16 protein-coding genes are annotated in these 20,997 nt (G+C 63.6%); 12 read left to right on the top strand and 4 right to left on the bottom strand.

Annotated features, from left to right (window positions below; all coding sequences use genetic code 11):
- The first annotated feature begins 361 nt into the window (after nucleotides 1-361).
- From CD932_RS05975 to CD932_RS05950, 6 genes are all read left to right on the top strand, one after another.
- Nucleotides 362-1,639, top strand: a complete 1,278-nt coding sequence (locus tag CD932_RS05975; protein WP_176460891.1) for a TldD/PmbA family protein — start codon at nucleotides 362-364, stop codon at nucleotides 1,637-1,639.
- A 35-nt stretch (nucleotides 1,640-1,674) separates the two neighbouring features.
- Nucleotides 1,675-3,141 (top strand): metalloprotease TldD, encoded by a 1,467-nt coding sequence (tldD, locus tag CD932_RS05970; protein WP_094441832.1) that lies wholly within the window; start codon nucleotides 1,675-1,677, stop codon nucleotides 3,139-3,141.
- A gap of 3 nt (nucleotides 3,142-3,144) precedes the next feature.
- A complete protein-coding gene (gene trxB / locus CD932_RS05965; RefSeq protein ID WP_094441831.1) occupies nucleotides 3,145-4,119 on the top strand; it encodes a thioredoxin-disulfide reductase in 975 nt (324 codons plus the stop codon).
- A gap of 54 nt (nucleotides 4,120-4,173) precedes the next feature.
- The gene (gene trxA, locus CD932_RS05960; protein ID WP_217907235.1) at nucleotides 4,174-4,509 is read left to right on the top strand and encodes a thioredoxin; all 336 of its coding nucleotides are present in this window, start codon (nucleotides 4,174-4,176) and stop codon (nucleotides 4,507-4,509) included.
- Nucleotides 4,506-5,372 (top strand): hypothetical protein, encoded by an 867-nt coding sequence (locus CD932_RS05955; protein WP_094441830.1) that lies wholly within the window; start codon nucleotides 4,506-4,508, stop codon nucleotides 5,370-5,372. The genes trxA and CD932_RS05955 overlap by 4 nt, the downstream gene beginning before the upstream one ends.
- Nucleotides 5,373-5,444: 72 nt before the next feature.
- Nucleotides 5,445-6,323 carry an AraC family transcriptional regulator gene (locus CD932_RS05950; RefSeq protein WP_094441829.1) on the top strand — a complete coding sequence of 293 codons (879 nt, stop codon included), beginning with the start codon at nucleotides 5,445-5,447 and terminating at the stop codon, nucleotides 6,321-6,323.
- An 89-nt stretch (nucleotides 6,324-6,412) separates the two neighbouring features.
- Here the strand turns inward: CD932_RS05950 and CD932_RS05945 are convergent, their stop codons facing one another.
- The 4 genes from CD932_RS05945 to CD932_RS05930 are packed head-to-tail and all read right to left on the bottom strand — an operon-like array spanning nucleotide 6,413 to nucleotide 12,417.
- Nucleotides 6,413-9,256, bottom strand: coding sequence for a TonB-dependent receptor (locus tag CD932_RS05945; RefSeq protein ID WP_176460890.1), 2,844 nt, complete (start codon nucleotides 9,254-9,256; stop codon nucleotides 6,413-6,415).
- Nucleotides 9,246-11,054 (bottom strand): ABC transporter ATP-binding protein/permease, encoded by a 1,809-nt coding sequence (locus CD932_RS05940; protein WP_094441827.1) that lies wholly within the window; start codon nucleotides 11,052-11,054, stop codon nucleotides 9,246-9,248. Before CD932_RS05940 ends, CD932_RS05945 begins: the two co-directional genes overlap by 11 nt.
- Complete coding sequence (locus CD932_RS05935) at nucleotides 11,051-12,079, bottom strand: hypothetical protein (protein WP_094441826.1); 1,029 nt, start codon at nucleotides 12,077-12,079, stop codon at nucleotides 11,051-11,053. The genes CD932_RS05940 and CD932_RS05935 overlap by 4 nt, the downstream gene beginning before the upstream one ends.
- On the bottom strand, nucleotides 12,076-12,417 hold the full coding sequence (locus CD932_RS05930; protein WP_094441825.1) for a co-chaperone YbbN: 342 nt from the start codon (nucleotides 12,415-12,417) through the stop codon (nucleotides 12,076-12,078). The genes CD932_RS05935 and CD932_RS05930 overlap by 4 nt, the downstream gene beginning before the upstream one ends.
- 693 nt (nucleotides 12,418-13,110) lie before the next feature.
- Between CD932_RS05930 and CD932_RS05925 the strand changes: the two genes are divergently transcribed.
- The 6 genes from CD932_RS05925 to CD932_RS05900 all read left to right on the top strand — a co-directional run bounded on the left by CD932_RS05925 (nucleotide 13,111) and on the right by CD932_RS05900 (nucleotide 20,803).
- The gene (locus CD932_RS05925; RefSeq protein ID WP_094441824.1) at nucleotides 13,111-14,103 is read left to right on the top strand and encodes a sugar ABC transporter substrate-binding protein; all 993 of its coding nucleotides are present in this window, start codon (nucleotides 13,111-13,113) and stop codon (nucleotides 14,101-14,103) included.
- A 93-nt stretch (nucleotides 14,104-14,196) separates the two neighbouring features.
- Nucleotides 14,197-15,156: an ABC transporter permease gene (locus CD932_RS05920; RefSeq protein ID WP_094441823.1), complete on the top strand. Its 960-nt coding sequence runs from the start codon at nucleotides 14,197-14,199 to the stop codon at nucleotides 15,154-15,156.
- Entirely contained in the window at nucleotides 15,156-15,953 is a 798-nt protein-coding gene (locus CD932_RS05915) for an ATP-binding cassette domain-containing protein (RefSeq protein ID WP_094441822.1), read from the top strand. The genes CD932_RS05920 and CD932_RS05915 overlap by 1 nt, the downstream gene beginning before the upstream one ends.
- Nucleotides 15,946-16,401 (top strand): RbsD/FucU family protein, encoded by a 456-nt coding sequence (locus CD932_RS05910; RefSeq protein ID WP_094441821.1) that lies wholly within the window; start codon nucleotides 15,946-15,948, stop codon nucleotides 16,399-16,401. Before CD932_RS05915 ends, CD932_RS05910 begins: the two co-directional genes overlap by 8 nt.
- A gap of 373 nt (nucleotides 16,402-16,774) precedes the next feature.
- Nucleotides 16,775-19,402, top strand: coding sequence for a glycoside hydrolase family 32 protein (locus tag CD932_RS05905; protein ID WP_094441820.1), 2,628 nt, complete (start codon nucleotides 16,775-16,777; stop codon nucleotides 19,400-19,402).
- A 156-nt stretch (nucleotides 19,403-19,558) separates the two neighbouring features.
- Entirely contained in the window at nucleotides 19,559-20,803 is a 1,245-nt protein-coding gene (locus CD932_RS05900) for an ROK family transcriptional regulator (RefSeq protein ID WP_094441819.1), read from the top strand.
- The last annotated feature ends 194 nt before the right edge of the window (nucleotides 20,804-20,997 follow it).

Here is a 20,997-nt window from a genome sequence, read left to right as displayed (position 1 = left end):
AGGCAGAAAAAAGGTGGTTAGCCGCAGTGCGGGGTTGCGCCAGACCCGGCACCGCTGCGGCGGACTTTGCGTAGATTGCACTGTCAGACAACAAGCCGCGTCCTGCGGAGCCAACGCACTGGCGGCGCTCACCTTATATTTGCAGCATTGGTCAACCGGCCAGAGATGGCGGGCCGTACTGCGTGCGCCGCCCTGAACCGACAGGTCTCCAAAACTGCTTATCAAAGGAAATCATATGAGCCTCAGCGGACTTACCCGCTCCACCGGAACAGCGTCCATCGCGGGTGGCGATGGCTACCTTCTCCAAAGCAAGACTGATCTTGCCCAAGCGGTGGCGTACGCGATTGAGCGCAGCGCTGCCGTGGGTGCCCGTGAGGCCATGGCCATGGTCAGCGAGCAAGGCGGCGTCACCGTCACTGTCGCCGGTGGCCAGGTCGAGACCGCCGTGCGCGAAGGCAGTCAAAGCCTGCGCATCACGGTCTATGCCGATGGCCGCACCGGCGTTGCATCGACCCAATCACTGAGCCGCAGCGCCATCGACCGGGTGGTGGAGCAGGCTGCCGCCATGGCGCGCCAGCTGGAACCCGATCCGGATGCCGGCCTGGCCGAGCGCGACGCCCTGGCATGGTCAACGCCGGGCGTGCCACTGTTCGCGCCGTGCGGCCAGAGCGCCGGGGATCTGACCGAAGCCGCGCTGGCCATCGAGACCGCCGCGCTGGCGAGCGCCAACCGTGACGAGGTGCGGGTGTCGCAGGCGGGCGCCGCCAGCCAGGACATGCGTTTTGCGCTGGCCACCAGCCAGGGGTTTTGCCGCACCGGCAGCAGCTCGGTCCAGCAGCGCTGGTGCCAGACCATCGCCCAGCGCGGCGAGGACATGTACCAGGGTAACTGGTCGTCGGTGGACCGCCGCCTGGACGGTCTGCGCTCCCATGCCGAGGTGGGCCGCATCGCCGCCGAAAAGGCGCTGGGCATGCTGGGCGCCGAAGGGCTGACCACCTGTCGCGTGCCGGTGCTGGTCGATGCGCCGGTGGCCTCCAGCCTGGTGCGCGACCTGTGCGCCCAGCTGAGCGGCACGGCACAGTTTCAGCGCCTGACCTTCCTGCCCGACGCCCTGGGGCAACCGCTGGCGGCCGCGCACCTGACGCTGGAAGAAGATCCCTTCGAGCCCTTTGGCCTGGCCAGCGCCACGTTCGACAGCGAAGGCGTGGCGGGCAGGCGCCGCGCCATCGTGCGCAGCGGCGTGGTCGAGGGGCTGTTTCTGGACACGCGCATGGCGCGCAAGCTGGGCCATGCCTCCACCGGCAACGCCGGCGGCATGCGCAACCTCACCCTGACCAGCAGCGCCACCCTGCCGGGCGACGACTTGCCGGCCATGCTGCGCAAGCTGGGCACCGGCCTGTGGCTGACCCGCTTCATGGGCGGCGGCAGCAATCTGGCCACCGGCGTGTATTCGCGGGCGGCGGCCGGCTTCTGGGTTGAAAACGGTCTGGTCGTGCGGCCTGTCCACGCTTTCACGGTGGCCGGCAATCTGCAAGACATGCTCAAGGCCATCGTCGCGGTGGGCGCCGACGTGCACCGCGAGGGCGCGATCCGGGTCGGCTCGATCCTGCTGCCCGACTTGCAGATCGCCGGACGCTGATGTCAACCACTCCTTTGAAGAGAAAGCCGATTCCCATGCTTATGACCGCTTCCCATCGCCTGGCCCTGGCCCAGGACAGATTACTGGTCGCTAACGACCTCGATATCAACCAGCTGCAGACGGGGCTGTCCGGCCTGTGGGCGCGCGGCGCCGATTACGGCGACCTCTATTTCGAATTGACCACCCGCGATGCCTGGTCGCTGGAACGCGGCAAGGTTGCCCGCGCCGCCTTCTCGATTTCGCAAGGCGTGGGCGCACGCGCTGTCAACGGCGACAACACCGCCTTTGCCTATTCCAGCGATATCAGTCAAAAAGCCATCAGCGCCATCACTGCGGCGGCCCGCAGCATGCAAGCCCAGGGCCAGGATGCCGGTGCGACCGGACGTGGCGTGGCCATTGCCGGGGTGGCCCGTGATGCCCGGGCCTACCCGGCCATCGAGGCGGCGGGCGGCATGGACAGCGTCGAAAAGGTGGCGCTGCTGCAGCGGCTCGACCAGATGGCGCGCGCCATTGATCCGCGCATCATCGAGGTCTCGGCCCAGCTGTCGGTGGAAGATACAACCGTGCTGGTGGCGGCCACCGACGGCACGCTCGCCGGCGATGTCCGCCCGCTGGTGCGGCTGGACATCTCGGTCATCGCCGAGAGCCCCAGCAAGCGCAGCACGGGCGCTGCCGGCGGCGGCGGCCGGTTTGCATTAAGTGAGTTCAGCGCCGACCGGCTGGAAAAAATGGTGCGCAAGGCCACCTCCATAGCGCTCACCAACCTGGGCGCCAAGCCTTCGCCGGCCGGCGAGATGACCGTGATACTGGGCTCAGGCTTCCCCGGGGTGCTGCTGCACGAGGCGGTCGGGCACGGGCTGGAGGGCGATTTCCATCGCAAGCGTGAATCGGTGTTCAACGGCATGATCGGCCAGCAGATCGCCGCCGCCGGCGTCAACGTCTTCGACGATGCGACGCTGCCCGAAGCACGTGGCTCGCTCAATGTGGACGATGAAGGCGTGGCCGGCCAGCGCAACTTGCTGATCGAGGACGGCCGCCTGGTCGGCCTTATGCATGACAAGACCAGCGCCCGGCTGATGGGCTGCAGCGCGACCGGCAATGGCCGGCGCCAGTCCTACGCCGACCTGCCGATGCCGCGCATGACCAACACCTTCCTGGACAACGGCTCTTATGACCCGCAAGAAATCATCGCGTCGGTGCGCAACGGCATCTATGCGGTCGAGTTCAGCGGCGGCACCGTGGACATCACCTCGGGCCAGTTCAATTTTTCTGCCGAGCAGGCCTTTCTGATCGAGAACGGCAAGGTAACCGCCGCCATCGAAGGGGCCACGCTGATCGGCGTGGGCAACCAGACACTCAAATCCATCTCGATGATCGGCAACGATCTGGCGCTCGATGGCGGTGTCGCGCTGTGCGGCAAACACGGCCAGATGGTGGCGGTCGGCGTGGGCCAGCCGACGATTCGCATCGACAACGTCGTCGTCGGTGGCGCAAAGGGATAAATCATGCAAGCAAAGACAGCAACACCGGCACCACGCCACAGCAAGCTCCTGATCATCGGCTCCGGGCCGGCAGGCTACACGGCGGCGATCTACGCCTCGCGCAGCGCGCTTGAACCGGTGCTCATCGAGGGTCTGCAGCCCGGCGGGCAGCTGACCATCACCACCGATGTCGAGAACTGGCCCGGCGACACCAGCGTGCAAGGCCCCGAGCTGATGGCCCGCATGGGCGAGCACGCGCGGCATCTGGGCACCGAGATCATCAACGACTATATCGTCGAGGTCGACCTGTCGCTGCGCCCCTTCGTGGCCGTCGGCGACGGCGGCGCGCGCTACAGCGCCGACAGCCTGGTGATCGCCACCGGCGCCAACGCGCGCTGGCTGGGGCTCGACAGTGAACGCCGCTACCGTGGCAAGGGCGTCTCGGCCTGCGCCACCTGCGACGGCTATTTTTTTCGCAACCGCGTGGTAGCGGTGGTGGGCGGCGGCAACACGGCGGTCGAAGATGCGCTGCACATGGCCAACTTCGCCAGCCAGGTCTATCTGATCCATCGCCGCGACAGCTTGCGTGCCGACCAGACCAACCAGGCCCGCCTGCTGGCCAACCAGAAGATTTTGCCGATCTGGAACGCGGAAGTGGCCGAAGTGCTCGGTGACGGCAAGAAGGTCACGGGCCTGCGCCTGCACCACCGCCAGAACGGCGAGACCTCGGAGCTGGCGCTGGACGGCCTGTTCGTGGCGATCGGCCACGATCCGGCCACCAGCCTGTTCAAGGACCAGCTGGCCATGGACGAGGACGGCTACCTGCTGGTGACGCCAGGCTCGACCGCCACCAGCGTGGCCGGCGTGTTTGCCGCTGGTGATGTGCAGGACAGGCACTTCCGCCAGGCCGTGGTGTCGGCCGGCATGGGCTGCATGGCGGCCCTGGAAGCCGAGCGCTTTCTGATCGATACCCAGGCTGGCGCAAGCCAGCCCGAGTGACCCCTTCCAGCCGCCCCGCCTGGCGGGCGGCGTCTACCTATAAAGGATGCAACCATGTCTTTGCTCAAAGTCACTACCACCAACAGCTTCGAGGACGATGTGCTGCGCTCGTCGATTCCTGTGCTGATTGATTTCCACGCCGTTTGGTGCGGCCCGTGCAAGGCCTCGGCGCCCGCGCTGGAAGATGCTGCGCGCGAGTTCGAGGGCGAGGTCGCCTTCGTCAAGGTCGATATCGACCAGGAGTCCGAACTGGCCGAGGCTTACGGCGTGCAGAGCGTGCCGACCTTCATTCTGATCAAGGACGGCGCGCCGGTAGAGCGCTTCATCGGCCTGATCTCGCGCGGCAAGCTGGCATCGGTGCTCGAACCCTACACCGGAGGCGGCCAGTGAGCACTTTCCACGCCTTTGGCAACGCAGCCACCAAGCAGGCCCTGCAGGCCGACGTCCGCAGCAAGGGGCCGGTGTATTGCGTGTGGCTGACCCACGCCTCGATCGAGGGTGATCTGACCATGATCTCGCAAGATTACGGCCTGCACCCGGCCCTGGTCCGGCTGTTGCCGGCGCTGGGCGCCTTTGGCGAGGACGACGCGGCCCTGACGTTTTACGACGCCCTGCTCGAGCGCATTCCGGTCGGTGCCGGGACCGGCCACCTCGCCCGCCGTACAGTGCTGCTGGCCTGGACGGATCCGGTCCATGGCCGCGCCCGGCACGTCGAAGCCGGCGCGGTGCGCGACGCCTGTGTCGCCATCATCACGCTGGTGCAGCGATCGCTCGACACCACCGTCGACAAGCCAAGCTGGCGCGCCGCCCGCACCAGGCTGACACAGGCCCAGCGGGAAGCCCCCGCCAGCGAGCCGGTGGTCGACTTGATGCTGTCGCTGGCCTGGGACCTGGAACTGTCGCCCGGTGCAGTCCAGGACGTCATGCGGGCCTGGACTGCGCAGTTGTCCGCCGAGGCCGAGGCCAGCGACGAGGACCCGTTCACCGAGGCCGAGGCCAGCTTTTTCAAGTCCGCCATGGACCGCATCAGTGAAGAATCATTCACCGCGCTGAACATGGTGGACGGCGATGGCGATCCCAGCTACGAAGAGTTCCTGGAAGAAGTGAATAAACGCTGGGCCGCCGACCCGGTCACGCTGGCCCTCAAGGAGCGGTCGGTGGCCAGGCAGGCCCGGATCAAAGCCAGGTTGGCCCTCTGGCGGAGCGAGATGCAACAAAAAATGCTTGATGACGCCGCCACGCTGGTCGTGTAATCTGGAGGTGCCCAGCTCAAGGAGGCGGCCCGGCGATGATCCGGGCCGGTCACGCAACCGGTCACGCAACGTATGTCAGTGAAGTCTTCGCTTATTGCCGTCTTCGACAACAGCTTTCGCGGTTCCCGCGAAGGCCATGGCTGGTGTGTCACCAGTGTGACACGCGACATCGCCACCGTACACCACATCTGCGCCGGTGCCTTCGCCTGCTCCATCGAAGGCGCGACGGGCGCGGACGGCAGGGGCTTTTGCACCCACACCATTTTCCTGCGTTCTGGCCAATTGAGCGTGGACCAGCACGGGCATCGCCGCATGCTGCAGGCAGGCGACATCTTTGTCGCCTGCGCCTGGCAGCCCATGGCGCTGGCCGGCTCTGGCGAGGTGGACATGCTGATCATCACCTTGCCGGGCTGGTGGTCGATGCAGCGCTTCCTGGACAATTTACAGGTCTTGCCGGACCTCTACATCAGCAAAGATTATTTTGCCGCCCCGATCATCGCCGATCTGGCTCGGCGTATCCCGGATCTCAAGGACGATGAAACCCTGCCCCAGGCCCTGACCATGATCAGCGACCTGCTGCGCACCGCGCTGGCCGCCGGCACCAGGCCAGACAACATCATGCCGCGCGCGCGCGGGCGCATGGGCGAAATCCTGTGGTTCATCGCCCGCAACATCGAGCAAACCGGCATGTCGGCGCAAGATGCCGCAGCGAAGCTGAAATGCTCGGTGCGTACGATCTACAATACTTGCGCAGCCCACGGCACCAGTTTCAGCGCGGTGCTCATTGAAACCAGGCTGGTGGCCGCGCAGTACCAGCTCGTGCGGACCCAGGAACGTATCTCCCAGATTGCCTATGACGTGGGCTTTTCCAGCCTGTCCCACTTCTCACGCCTGTTCCGGGCGCGGTTCGGCATCACGGCCAAAACGATGCGCGCCAACAATCGTTCCTGAACCGGGGCCTTCCCGCCGCGCTGAGCGGATCACGCCCAACATGTGAGAACGGCTCCCGGTAACGGCTCCCGGTAACGGCGCCCGCTTGATCAGAAGTGCTTGCGCAGCGACAGCGTGAAGCGGCGCCCGCGCGGATCGACATAAGACGTCGGGCCCACAATATAGGCAACGCCGCTGGCGATGGACGAACCCTGGTTGTTGAACACGTTGTTCACGCCAAAGCTCGCTTCGGTTTCGCCCAGAACGCCGCCTCTCGTGCCGAAGTCATGGCGCACATAGACGTCGTGGTACAACTGACTGGGTACCTTGCTGGCGCCCTGCCACATCTCCCACATCTGGCAGTCGGCTTCCGACTGGGTGGACTGGCAAACCCGGTAGCTGTCGTAATACTGAGCGTTCCAGCCAGCGCTCCAGGCGTCGTTCCTGCTCCAGTCGATCCCGAGGTTGCCACGCCACTTCAGCGGGCCATCGGAAAAACCGGCACGATCCACCGCCGCCTCCGTCGCCAGGACACGGCGGCTCAGCTCCTTCGTGTAAGTGGCGGCAGCATGGAAGCGCAAACGCCCCAGCGTCTCGCTGTTGATAGCGTATTCAGCCTGAAGGTCGAGCGCCTGAAGGCGGGTGCTGGCCAGATTGAGCGACGACGCGTCGATCTGCGTGATGGCGCCCGGCTGCCCGCCCGAACCCGGCCCACGCACCACGCGCCCAGGGAGCGAGGCTTCGTGGTCGATAAAATATTGCAGTGGCAGCGCACCGATCTCATTGGTCTTGCGGATATCGGTGTGATCCAGGGAAATACGCAAGCCCGGCGCAAACTGCGGAGTCAGCACCAGACCCAGGGAAGAGCTGCGCGAGGCTTCCGGCTTGAGCGACGGGTTGCCGCCCGCCAGCACCGTCAGCGGCGCGGGAACGGGCGAGTTGCCGCGTGCCGGATCGCGCAGATTCAACAGGGAGATCAGGAACGACGAGTACTGGCCTGGCGCCGCACTGCGAATCTGGCCAAGGTCGGGCGGCAGGAAGCCCGTGCCATGGCTGGCGCGCAAGGCGATATCGCGCGTCGGCGCATACCGAAAGCCCAGCGTGGAGTTGGTCGAGCCAAAGCTGTTGACCGAGGGTGACTGGGGCAGGAACGGCCCGTTGGCGCTGTCGACCGGAATCGACGAGCCCGAAAAGTCAGTCCGGTAACCATCATGGCGAATCGAGGCCATCAGTTCCAGCGCATTCACGAGAAATACGTTGTTGCTGGGCGAAAGCACCGGCGCGCGCAGTTCCAGATATTGCGCATCGACCTTCCGATGGGCTTCAGGTGTCCAGGAGAAGGTGCTGGCGCCACCGATATCGCTGAAATTGATGGAGTTGTCGCTGGTTTCACGCCGTTGCTCCAACGAGGCCGTGGCAGTCAGGTTGCCGCCCGGCAGCTTCATGAGCGGGCCGCTCAGACGCAGGGACAGGGTCTTGAGCGTGTTGCCGAGTTCACCTCTCTGTTTGTAGAACGAAAACAGCGAGTTCGGATCGCCGAGCGGCGAGGCCACGATGTCGCGCAGCGCCGCACCCTGAAGGGTGTCGTCGGCGGCCTGCGACGCGGCACCGAGGGCGGTGCTGTTGATGCTGGAGGTGGTGTTGTGCAGCCAGCCGTATTCCAGCACCGCGCTCCAGTGCCCGGGCAAGCGCACAATCGACCCGACATGGACGCGGGTGTTCTTGACCACCTGCTGCTGCACCAGGCCATTGGGCACGGTGAGGTAGGACAGCACATCCTGCTCGAAGGGATTGACCGTCGCGCTGGCCGGCACATACTGCAGGCTCTGCGTTGGCATCGTCAGGGAAGTCCTGGAATAGTCATACGCGTAGTCCAGATAGGCTTCGACATCTTTCGTGAACTCGCGGCGCGGGTTGAAGGTGAACGTCGTGGTTTCAGGCGCCGACCAGAGGGGCTGCGCAGTCTGGTTGAACTGGAGTTGGCCGGCATTGGCGGCCAGTGCCGCGCCGCCATCACTGGCCGCCCCGGTGTATTTGGCGGGAACGCTGGTGAGCGCCGATCCCAGCGCTGCACCACTCTTGAGCTGCAAGGGTTGGGTCGAGCAGGTAGAGCCATCAACGGTGGAACAGATGTTGGCGCCGCCCAGCAAGATGCTGGGATCGGTCGGAGCGTTGCGCATTTGTAGTTGTCGCCCCTGACTGTTGAAATCGCGCCGGTTTGACTGCAGCACCCCGGCATCGGCATGCGAGGCCGAAAACAGCACCCGCGTGCGCCCGTCTTCCAGCGAGAAACCACCGCTGAGGCCCACGCGGTATTGCCCCGCCGCCCCATCAGAAGCATTGCCATAGCTGGCATCGACCTCGATCCCGGAGTAGTCGCGCTTGAGAATAATGTTGATCACACCACCGGTCGCGCCACCACCATAGATGCCGCTCGCCGTCGCCGGCAGGATCTCGATGCGTTCGATCTGCGACACCGAAATGCCGTTGAGGTTGGGCTGTTGAAAAGAATCGCCCGTCGAAATGCTGGGCAGACGGCGCCCGTCAACCAGAATCAGCGTCTGGTTGGCGCCCAGGCCACGCAGGTCGAGGCGGCCCTGTGGCGAGGTCTGTGGACCCAGTTGCGAGGTCGTGTTCTGCTGCGCATTCATCGGCAGATAGGTCTGCAGGAAACTTTCGATGGTTTGCGCGCCACTTTGGGCAATCTGCTCGGCATCAAACACCACATAGGGCTGGATGTCGTCACGGCTGCGGCGGATGTCCATATCGAGCGTGGACTTGCCGCGCACCAGAATCTGCGGCAGGCCAACCTCGCTGGCGGCGCCGTGAGCATTGCTCTGGGCCGTATTGGCCTGATCCTGAGCATAAGTGGTGCTGCACAACGACACCCCCATGGCCAGGTTGCCCAAGCCCATCAGGGCGCGAAAACGTACACCTGTAACGTCAAACTTCATCTGCTGTACCCCTTGATGACAATGGTTGGCTGAGTGGCGAGAGGCTGGTCCTGCCGTTTTCAATTCTGAGAAGCTGTTGGTGAAATTGCGCCACGCTGTCGCGGTGCGCGACGGAGATGAGCGCCGCCTTGGGCAAGCGCTCAACGACGGTCTGGTAGACCTTCGTTTCTGACTGTGCATCGAGGGCACTCGTGCCTTCATCGATGAACAGGAAATCGGGTTGGCTCAGAATCGCCCGAGCGGCTGCAATACGCTGTTGCTCCCCGGGCGAGAGGATGCGGCTCCACGGCTGGTAGGTGTGCAAGTCGGGCAGGAGGCGCTCCAGGCCCAACGCGATCAGCAGGCCGGTGTACTGCTCATCGCGGTAGCGATCGGGCGCATGCGGATAGGCCATCAAGCTGGCGATCGTGCCGTTGGGCATGTAATTGCGCTGGGGCAGAAAGGCGATGACCGCGTTGGCGGGCAGCTCCACCACTCCACTGCCGTAGGGCCACAGCCCGGCAATGCTGCGCAACAGCGTGCTTTTTCCAGCGCCGGAGGTGCCCTGCACCAACACGCGCGACCCTGCCTCAATATGCAGTTTGTCGAGCGTCACCATCGGCGCACCATTCGGGAAGGTAATGTTCAGATCATGGGCGGCAATCTGCGGCGCAGGACTTTCGCTGATCACGATGTCGCTGCTCACGGTCTGCGACAGCGCTTCGTCGAGCAAGCGCAAACGCGCGATGGACGAGCGCCAGGTGGCAAGTTCGGCATATTGCGTCACCAGGGTGCCGATACCGTTATAGACCTGGCTGAACGAGGCCGACACGATCTGGATGTCGCCTATCTGCATACGCCCTTCGAGCACGAACGGAATACACAGCAGGTAGGGCATCAACATCAACAGCATGTCGGGCAGCCCGGTGGCAATCGTGATGCGCATATTGGCCAAGGTGTAGGTGCGCCAGTTCAGCACGATCAGCGCGAAGGTGTCGGCCAGCCGGCGACGCTCGAGGGGTGCCGCACGAACGAAGGCGATCGATTCGCCGTTCTCCCGCACCGCGTGCATTTCCGATCGGAATTGCGCTTCAAGCCGTTGCCGCACAACCTCGGCGCGCGTCAGCAGTGCGCCAACCCAATGCACCAGCAGCGTCATCGCCAGCGCAAAGCCAAAGGCGAGATAGACCAGCAGGCCGGGGATCGGCTCCGTTATGCCGATGGCGGGCACCCCCACCGGCGGCGAAAGGCGCCACAGCTGTGACGTGTAAAGCAGAACACCGAACAGCGAGCCCAGGACCGACACTCCAATCTGGGTCAGCTTGTCGACAAACTGGAAGATATCTTCCTGAATACGCTGTTCCGGATAGTCGAGTTGCGCACGCCGTTCGAGGTGAAAGAAACGGTTGTCGTTCATCCAGCGATCGAGCAGCGTGGTTGTCAACACGCGGCGCATGCGCATGCGCAAGGACAGGCGCGACCAGGTACCAATGGCGCCCAGCACCGTGGTCACGACGCCGAACAGCAGGATCTGGGTGATGATGCCCGGAATGACCGAGGCATTGTGAGCGGCCAGCGCGTTGACGATGTCCGCAAACGCCAGCTGCATCTTCAGGAAGAAGGACATCGCCAGCCCGCTGTGCGCGAACTGGTAGGCGATGAGCAGCGAGCCCGCCAGCGGCTCGGCCTTGACGTATTGCACGACCAGCGACGCGCCATATCGGATGTCAGCCCGCAAGGACTTGCCGCCGCTTTCCTGCGGCATTTCGCGCTTGACCGCCTCTTCTGCAGAGGGGTCCGTGATGCCGACGTCAGTCATGCCGGGTTCCCCCCACTGTCAGGGCTTTCACACCCCGCTCGCGTTGAGCTGGCCGGTGACTCGATGAACCTGCGCAGACTGTCCATCTGCTGGCGCAGCACACGGTCTGATGCCGACCGGGCTTGTTGCGTGGCTGCCTTCAGGCGGGCCTGCATGTCCGCTTGCATGAACGCCAGCACCGTATCCCTCGATTGCGGATCGCGCCCCAGCAGCGTTTCCATGGGCAAGTGCGACAGCTGAGGATCGCGCTGGGCACGGGTCACTGCACGCAGGCCCACCGACGACTGCGTCAGGAGCTCCCAGTCTTCGCCGCTGAGGTAGGGGGCGGTCAAAAACTGGCGCAACTCCTTCACGAAGATCTGGAAGATCGGCACGAATTCAGGCGCCAGCCCGCGCGCCGGCCAGGCCAGCGATTCGACCAGCTCGGACAAGCTGTAGCCCCAAGGGTCGCTGGAGTTGTCAGAAGCGCGCAGCGCATCGGAGCGCACGCTGCGCCATTGCCTGGGCGCCACCTGCACGCCGTCGATCTCCTGTGCCCACAAGCCGGCAATCCGCTCGGCACAGGTGCGCACGGATGGCGCCATATGGGCCGCCATGGCGAAGTCGGGCGCCAGAACGCGGGTCAGGAAGCTGTGCATGAAGCGCGGCACCACGCCCCCCAGATCCGCGCCCACAGGAATGGCCTCCAGCCACTCGATGGCAAACCCCAGAATGGCCTCGCTACCCAGCATGGCCAGGCCAAAGGGCGCGGCCTGGTCCTCGCTGAACTCGACGCCCGAATAGACCAGGCCCTCGCACAGGGTCGCCAGTTCGACCGGCAGGCCGGTGCGCTCGATGAACTGCTCCGGAATCTGGGTTTCAGCCAGGGTCCCCGATATCGAGACCATCCCGCCATCGGTCCGCCATTTCAGATAGGACAGCGGGAAGACCTGTCCTTGCGACCACTTGGCGCGAACCCGCTCAACCATCTCCGCCTTGCGGGCCGGATCGCCGTCGAAGGCGCAGTAATGTATGGCGCCGCTCATGCTTCGCCGTCCTGATCGAGGAAGGCGTCGATCTCGCTGGCCAGGCGCGTGCGGCTGCGGTCGTGCAAAGTGAGCACCGTCTCGCCATGCCTGGTCAGCACCAGATAAGGGATGCCTTGAACGCTGAATTTCTCGGCCAGTGCAGGGCACTCGTCGATGTTGACCTTCACAATCTTCAAGCTGCCTTCGTACACCGGCGCCAGGGCCTGCAGTGTTGGTAGCAGAGCCATGCAAGGCCCGCACCAGGGTGCCCAGAAGTCGATCAGAACGGGAACCTCGCTGCGCGCCACTTCGGCCTCAAAGTTCGCATCGCTGACGGGAGTAATTTGCGCGGTCATATCTGTAGTCCTTGCGGTGATGGGGGTGATGGGGGCTGAAGTGATCGATCTGTGGCGGCGGGCCGCGCCGATCAATCAAGCCATTGCCTGTTATGACAAGCATATGACCTGGGTGGGCCGACGATGGCTCGACAGGACCCTGCTTTTTGCCTGACAGTGCAAACTACAAGGCAACCATTGAGCCGCCAGCGGCCAGCCGCCCCACCTGTCGGGTGTGCTCAGCGCTGGGCAAAGTCCGGGCATGGCGGCAGCGAGTCGATCTGGCTGTTGGGGCACGTCGGGCGACGTTCCAATACGTCCGCCAGCCAGCGCGCCGGATCAAAGTCCATTGAGCCTGGCGGTAGCGAACAGGGTTTTATATATATGTCGCGTTGTTGATCGGAGGAGGAATTGTCGCGCGAATGGTACGGTGCCCTTCACTTTTCCATACCGCGTGCGTCGCCTCAATGCCGCCGGAAATGGTTACCAGATCGAGTGAGCCGCGCGACGCGTCGCCGCAGCAAGACCTGCGACTAACGGTATTTCGATTGACGGCCGGATCGCCAGATTTTTTGGTAGGAACAATATATAAAGTCGCTTGATTTATTAATTATCGGGGAGTATATTGAATTCGGGTACCGCCGTTGGCGGTCGCCCCCAGGCCGAGGCACTCGCCCTCCCGGTAAAAAACAAATAGATTCTGGAGACAACACAATGAACGTCAAACAATGCATCGCACTGGCTATTCTAACGGCAACTGGCGGCGTCGCCATGGCCGATGAGCCGATCGTCGGTCTGATCACCAAAACCGATACCAACCCCTTCTTCGTGAAGATGAAAGAGGGCGCGCAGCAACGCGCAAAACTGAAGGGCGCCAAGCTGTTGACGGCGGCCGGGCGCGCTGACGGCGACAACGCCGGCCAGGTAACGGCGATTGAAAACATGGTCGCCGCCGGGGCCAAGGCGATCATGATCACCCCGAACGATTCGAAAGCCATTGTGCCGGCCATCAAGAAGGCGCGCGCCGCCGGCGTGCTGGTGATCGCCCTCGACAGCCCGACCGAGCCGCAGGACGCGACGGACGCGCTGTTCGCCACCGACAACTACAAGGCCGGCTTGCTGATCGGCCAATACGCCAAGGCCGCTTTCGCCGGCAAGCCCGCCAAGATCGCCATGCTGGACTTGTTCCCGGGCCATCCGGTGGGCATTTCCCGCCACAACGGTTTCCTGGCCGGCTTCGGCGCGTCGGGCATCAGCGCCAAGACGGTCGAACTGGCGAAAACCGCCGATGTGGTATGCATGGCCGACAGCTTCGGCGACCAGGGCAAGGGCCAGACGGCGATGGAAAACTGCCTGCAGAAAAATCCCGACATCAATCTGGTGTACACCATCAACGAACCGGCCGCCGCCGGCGCCTACAAGGCACTCAAGGCCCTGGGCAAGGAAAAGAACGTGATGATCGTCTCGGTCGACGGCGGCTGCGCCGGCGTGCGCGACGTCAAGGCCGGCGTCATCGCGGCGACCTCGCAGCAGTATCCGCTGAACATGGCAGGCCTGGGCATCGAAGCCGGCGTCGAGTACGCCAAGAACGGCAAGAAGGTCAGCGGCTACGTCGACACCGGCGTCACCCTGATCAGCGACAAGCAGCAAGCAGGCGTCGCGAGCCGCGACACGGCGTTCGGCCTGAACTCCTGCTGGGGTAAATAAGCCCACGCCGGCAGCCGCCCCGGCAAGGCTACGGGCCTTGCCGGGGCGGTCGCCGGCGCGCACCCTTTTTTCCCTTTTGAATATGGATAACATATGAGTTCCACCGTCCCGAAATTTCTGCCGTCAATCTCGAAACTGGGTCCGGTCATTGCCCTGCTCGCCGCCTGCGTATTCTTCGCGTCGCAGAGCGACCGCTTCCTCAGCAGCCAGAATTTTTCCCTGATTTTGCAGCAGGTCATGGTCGTCGGCATCATCGCCATCGGCCAGACCCTGATCATCCTGACCGCCGGTATCGACCTGTCCTGCGGCATGGCCATGGCCCTGGGCTCGGTCATCATGACCAAATTCGCTGTCGACCTCGGCATGAACCCCTATCTCGCGGTCTTGTGCGGCATTGCCGTCACCGTACTGATCGGCTTCATCAACGGCGCGCTGGTCACCACGATCAAGTTGCCGGCGTTTATCGTCACGCTGGGCACGATGAACATTGCCTTCGCCGTCACGCAGTTGTACTCGCAGGCCCAAACCGTCACCGGTCTGCCGGAAGCGATGGGTTTTTTCGGCAACACCTTCCAGCTCGGCCAGGCCACCTTCACTTACGGCACCGTGCTGATGCTGGGCATGTATGTGCTGACCTGGCTGTACCTGCGCGAGACCGCGCCCGGCCGCCATCTCTACGCCGTCGGCAACAATCCGGAGGCGGCCCGCCTGACCGGCATCGCCACGAATAAAGTTTTGCTGGGCGTCTACATGATCGCCGGGCTGTGCTACGGCATCGCCGCGCTGATGTCGGTGGCGCGCATGGGTGTGGGTGACCCGCAGGGCGGCCAGACCGATAACCTCGACAGCATCACCGCGGTCGTGCTCGGCGGCACCAGCCTGTTCGGCGGGCGCGGTTCGATCATGGGCACCCTGGTCGGCGTGCTGATCGTCGGCGTGTTCCGCAACGGCCTGACCTTGATGGGCGTGTCCTCGGTGTACCAGATCCTGGTGACGGGCATCCTGGTGATACTGGCAGTGGCAACCGATCAACTTACACATAAGAAAGGTTGATGATCATGACAAGCCATGTGCAACCCGTATTCCAGGCCCGCGGCCTGGTCAAGCGCTACGGCAGCGTGACCGCCCTCGACGGCACTGATTTTGATTTGTTGCCGGGCGAAATACTCGCCGTGATCGGCGACAACGGCGCCGGCAAGTCCTCGCTGATCAAGGCCCTGTCGGGCGCCCTCGTGCCCGACGAGGGCGAGATGCTGCTCGACGGCAAGCCGGTCCATCTCAGGTCGCCGATCGACGCCCGCCGCTACGGCATCGAGACGGTGTACCAGGACCTGGCGGTGGCGCCGGCCATGACGATCGCCGAGAACCTGTTCCTCGGCCGCGAACTGCTGCGCAAGGGCATGATTTCGAGGTTCCTGCGCTGTATCGACAAGAAGAGGATGCTGGCCGAGGCGGAAGCCCATATGCGCGATTTGAAAATCGGCATCCGTTCAATGAAGCAAGCCGTCGGCACCCTGTCGGGCGGCCAGCGCCAGGGCGTGGCCGTGGCGCGCAGCACGGCGTTTGCCAAGCACGTCGTGATTCTCGACGAACCAACCGCCGCACTCGGCGTAAAGGAAGGCAATATGGTACTGGAACTGATACGCAATGTGCGCGACCGCGGCCTGCCGGTGATTTTGATCAGCCACAATATGCCGCACGTGTTCGAGATCGCCGACCGCATCCACGTCCAACGCCTGGGCAAGCGCGTCGCCGTCCTCAACCCGAAGCACATCAGCATGTCCGACACCGTGGCAGTGATGACGGGCGCGAAGAGCGCCGAAGAATTTCCGGAGGAAGCTCATGCTTAAAGGAATCGATCCGCTGCTCAGCCCGGAATTGCTGAAGATCTTGTGTGAAATGGGGCATGGCGAGGAAATCGTGCTGGTCGACGCCAACTTCACCAGCCAGACTTTGGGCCAGGGCAAGCCGCTGGTGCGCCTGCCTGGCATCGACCTGCAGCGCGCCAGCGCGGCGCTGCTGTCGGTGTTTCCGCTCGACGCCATGGTGGACCAGCCGGTCGCCTTCATGAAGGTATGCAACACCGCCGATGGCTATCTGTCGGCGCTGCAGCGCACCATGCTCGAGCAGATCGCCGCCACCGGCGCCGCCGCGCCGGAGCAATGCGAGGCGGTCGAGCGCTTCGCCTTCTATGAACGCGTCAAGGGCGCCTACGCCATCGTGCAGACCGGGGAAATGCAACCGTACGCCAATTTCCTGTTCAAGAAGGGTGTGATCAGCGAGCCGCTGGCGACCTGAGCCCAGAAGAACGCGCAAGAAATACATTCCCCGATCTGGACGCGTCTGGCGGTAGCGACGCAGGGGGAGTGCACCGCGCCTGCAGAAGCGATCCCTGGCAATGTGCGCATTGCCAGCGATGGTCAACGCCTTGGCGCGCCAACTGAAGAGCTTGATCCTCGCTCAAATTGAACGCTGGCCACAAGCCGGTGAACGATATGGATGAATTCGATGCCACGCGAAAAACCTTAGCTACCCTTGATGTTGCTGGAATTTCCGAGTCATCAAAAAATGGCCCAAAGGCAACAATCTTATCCCAGTGTACACCGCATCAAGCATTTGCACCAGTCAAGCCGCGCACGCTTGAATAAAATATAAATATAAAGGAGACACCATGTCAAACCACCTTACCCTTCTCGCCTCTTGCCTCGCCACCCTGCTGGTGGGCTGCAGCAGCGGCAACGACAGCGACAGCGGACCCATCCAGTCCAAATACCTTGAAACCTACCGCCCCCAGCTCTCGTATACAAGCGCCAAAAACTGGATGAACGATCCCAACGGTCTGGTCTACCACGACGGCGAATACCACCTGTTTTACCAGTACAACCCGAACGGCAATACCTGGGGCGACATGTCCTGGGGGCACGCCGTCAGCACCGACCTGCTGCACTGGAACGAGCTGCCCGTCGCCCTGACCGCCGAAAAAGACGCTGGCGGCAAGCTCACCCAAATGTTCTTCTCCGGCAGCGCCGTGGTTGACACCAACAATACCAGCGGCTTTGGCAGCGCCGGCAATCCTGCCATGGTGGCGATCTACACCAGTGTGTACCCGCAAGGAAAAACACTGGCCAACGGACAAGTGCTCGCCTCCAACAGCCAGGCCCAGTCCATCGCCTACAGCCTGGACCGGGGCCGTACCTGGACGCAGTACAAAGGTAACCCGGTGATTCCTGTGCCACCGGCGCCATTTGAAAACGAGGGGCAAAATTTCCGCGATCCAAAGGTCTTCTGGTATGCGCCGGAACAAAAATGGGTGATGATTGCCGTGGCCTCGGAGCGGCACCAGGCGCTGCTGTTTTCGTCCAAAAACCTGCGCGACTGGACCTATATGAGCGCCTTTGGCCCGGCCAACGCGGTAGGTGGCATATGGGAATGTCCCGACCTGTTCGAGCTGCCCGTCGATGGTGACGCCAGCAAACGCAAATGGGTGATGAACATCAACATCAACCCCGGCTCGGTGGCCGGTGGTTCCGGGGCGCATTATTTTGTAGGGACATTCGACGGCAAGCAATTCGTGGCCGACGCCAACAGCGTGATCGACAAGAAGCCCCCCGCAGGCACTGTCTACCAGGACTTTGAAGCGGCCAGCTTCGACGCCACCGGCTGGACCTCCACGGGCGACTTCGTCGGCAAGACGCCGATGGCCCCCTCGCATGGCGTGGCCGACAACCAGGGCAGCCAGCTGCTCGACACCTACCGGCTGGGCAAAGATGACGCCGCGGTGGGTACGCTCACCTCGCCCACCTTTACCGTGTCCAGCAAGTACATCAATTTGATGGTGGGTGGCGGGCGCCATCCACGCCTGGCCGATGCGGGCGACGGCACGGTCCCTGCGGGAACCTTGCTGTTTCCAGGCGCGGGTTTTGAAGGCCCGGCCAATGCGACCTACGCCGACCTGGGCTGGACGCCCGCCGGCGACCTGGTGGGGCAAAAGGTTGCCGCCGGAAGCGACGCCGACCGGCAAGCGGCAGCCGGCAAGCTCGGCTCGGGTGTGCTCAATTCCTTCTTCGGGGCCGGTGACGCGTCCAAGGGCAGCCTGACGTCGCCCACCTTTACCATCTCCAGGGCCTACATCAACTTCCTCATCGGGGGCGGCAACCATCCCTATGGCAGCGACAATCCTACGGCGGTGGTGCTCAAGGTCAACGGCAAGGTCGTGCGCAGCGCCACCGGAGCGGACTCCGAACTGAACTGGACAAACTGGGACGTGCGAGAGTTCGCCGGACAGCAGGCGCAAATTGTCATCATCGACGACAACGACGGTGCTTGGGGCCACATCGTGGCCGACGTGTTTGAGGCATCGGACCAACCGGCCAAGCCCATCAGCGATGAAACGACGGTCAACCTGCTGGTGAACGGCCAGGTGGTGAAGAGTGAGACCGGCGCCAATTCCGAAACCCTGAACTGGCGCAACTGGAACGTGGAGGCCTACCAGGGCAAGAGCGCGCAGATCCAGGTGGTGGACAAGAACACCGGCGGCTGGGGCCATATCCTGGTCGATCACATCGTCTTTTCCAACACTGCCAAAGAAGAAGCCAACTGGCTGGACTACGGCGCCGACTTCTATGCCGCCGTGACCTGGAACGGCATACCCGATGGCAAGCGCATCGGCCTGGGCTGGATGAGCAACTGGAACTACGCTGGCAACACGCCCACCACGCCATGGCGCAGCGCCCAGACTTTCGCCCGGGAATTCACGCTGCGCACCATAGCAGGCAAGGTGCGGCTGGTGCAGCAGCCGGTGGACAACTTCAGCAATCTGCGCGACAAAGCGCTCTACAGTGCCCAGGACCGTCCGGTGGCCGCCGGCGTGCAAGCGCTCAATATCACCCCCGCCCCGGGTCAGGCATTGGACATCGTGGCCCAGTTCCAACCCGGCAGCGCCACCGGTTTTGGCCTGAAGGTGCGCACCGGCACGAATGGCGAAGAAACCGTCATCGGCTATGACGCGGTGGCCGGCGAGGTCTACATCGACCGCAGCAAATCGGGCGACGCCAGTTTTAACACCAGCTTTGCCGCCCGCCATACGGCCCCGCTGCCGCTGCGCACCGGCACGGTGGAGCTGCGCATCGTGGTCGATACTTCGTCGGTGATGGTATTTGCGGGCAATGAGGTGGTGTTGACCGACCAGATCTTCCCGCAACCGTCCAGCAACGGTGTCGCGCTGTTCGCCGTGGGCGGTGTGGCAACGCTGAAAGATCTGAAAATATGGCCTTTGAAGTCGATCTGGGCCAACCGCTGACATCGCCAACACGGGCCTTTGAAATGGGGGGCACCTGATTCCGGGCTGCACAGGTGCCCCCTTCATTTGGAGCTTCATGCCGAGGACGGGCGGGGCATCGGATATGTAATAAAATGCCTCTATTTTATGCCTGTAGAAATCGGACCCAAGCCCACCATGTCAGACAGCTTTACCGAATCGTCCGCGCCGCAAGCGGCCATCGACGATGTTCAATGGCTGCAGCCGCGCGGCTCGAACCAGATGGGCATGAGTCAATTCAACGAGCGGGTGGTGCTGCAGGCGGTGCGCTTGCACGGCAGCATGCCCAAGGCCGACCTGGCCCGGCTGACCAACCTGAGCACGCAAACGATTTCCCTGATCATCAACCGCCTGCTCGAGGACGGCCTGGTCAGCAAACGCGCGCCGGTGCGCGGCAAGGTCGGCCAGCCGTCGGTGCCGATCATGCTCAATCCGGACGGCGCCTTCTCGATCGGCATCAAGATCGGCCGGCGCAGTCTGGACGTGTTGCTGGTCGATTTCGTCGGCAAGACGCGCGAGCGCTTGTCCATGCCTTATCCCTTTCCCGTCCCCGACAGCGTGTTCGGCCAGATCGAGTCGGCGCTTAAAAGCATGGCCGTGCTGCTGGGACCGAAGTTGCTGCCACGCCTGTGCGGCGTCGGCATCGCCGCGCCGCTGGCCCTGGGCGGTTGGCAGAATCTGCTCGAAATGGCGCCGGAGCAAGCCAACGAGTGGGACCGCATCGATATCCGCCAGCGCGTGCAGGCGATGACGGCGTTGCCGGTCGAGTTCGCCAAGGACACGGCCGCCGCCTGTGTCGCCGAGCTGGTGCTCGGGCGCGGGCGCAGCATCAAGAGCTTCCTGTACGTATTCATCGACATCTTTATCGGTGGCGGCCTGGTCATCAACAGCCATTTGCACGGCGGCCTGCACGGCAACGCCGGCGCGGTCGGCTCCTTTCCGCTCGGCCTGGCCACGGCCGGCGCCAGGCACCCGCCGGGCCAGTTGCTGGGCGACGCCTCCCTGTTCAACCTCGAGCAATTGTTTATCCTGGCCGGGCTGGACCCGGCCGCCGCCCACGACGGGCGCGCGCTGCAGGACCCCTTCGTCACGCACACCGTGGCCTGGCTCGACGACGCGGCGCGGGCCATTGCGCTGAGCATCAACAGCGCCACCTGCCTGCTCGACCTGGAGGGGGTGATTATCGACGGCTCCTTCGACCGCAGCCTGCTCGAGCAGTTGCTGGCCGAGGTCGAGCGCGCGCTGGAATACTACAGCTGGGAGGGCATCACCCGACCGCAGGTGCTCGGCGGCACCGTCGGCTCCGACGCGCGCGCCGTCGGCGGCGCCTTCCTGCCCCTGTACGCGCATTTCGCGCCGGACCGCGACTTGTTCCTCAAGTAAAGCCAAAGCGCCGGCGACGATCAATTAAATCCAGGGCATCCATCCGGGGTCAGACGGTCATGGCATCAAGTTAGCGCGTATCATATGGTGTACAAGAACACTCCTGCAAGATCAATGGATAATCGGGAACGAATGAAGGAGTTGTGTGCACTCGCCGGGTCATACTCAGCGGCAGCCGCGCTCATCCAAGAAGA

The sequence above is a fragment of the Janthinobacterium sp. PC23-8 genome (assembly GCF_002250505.1).
Taxonomy (GTDB): Bacteria; Pseudomonadota; Gammaproteobacteria; order Burkholderiales; family Burkholderiaceae_D; genus Janthinobacterium.
Note: the sequence above shows the minus strand (reverse complement) of the source record. Positions and strands in the feature narration are given on the sequence as shown.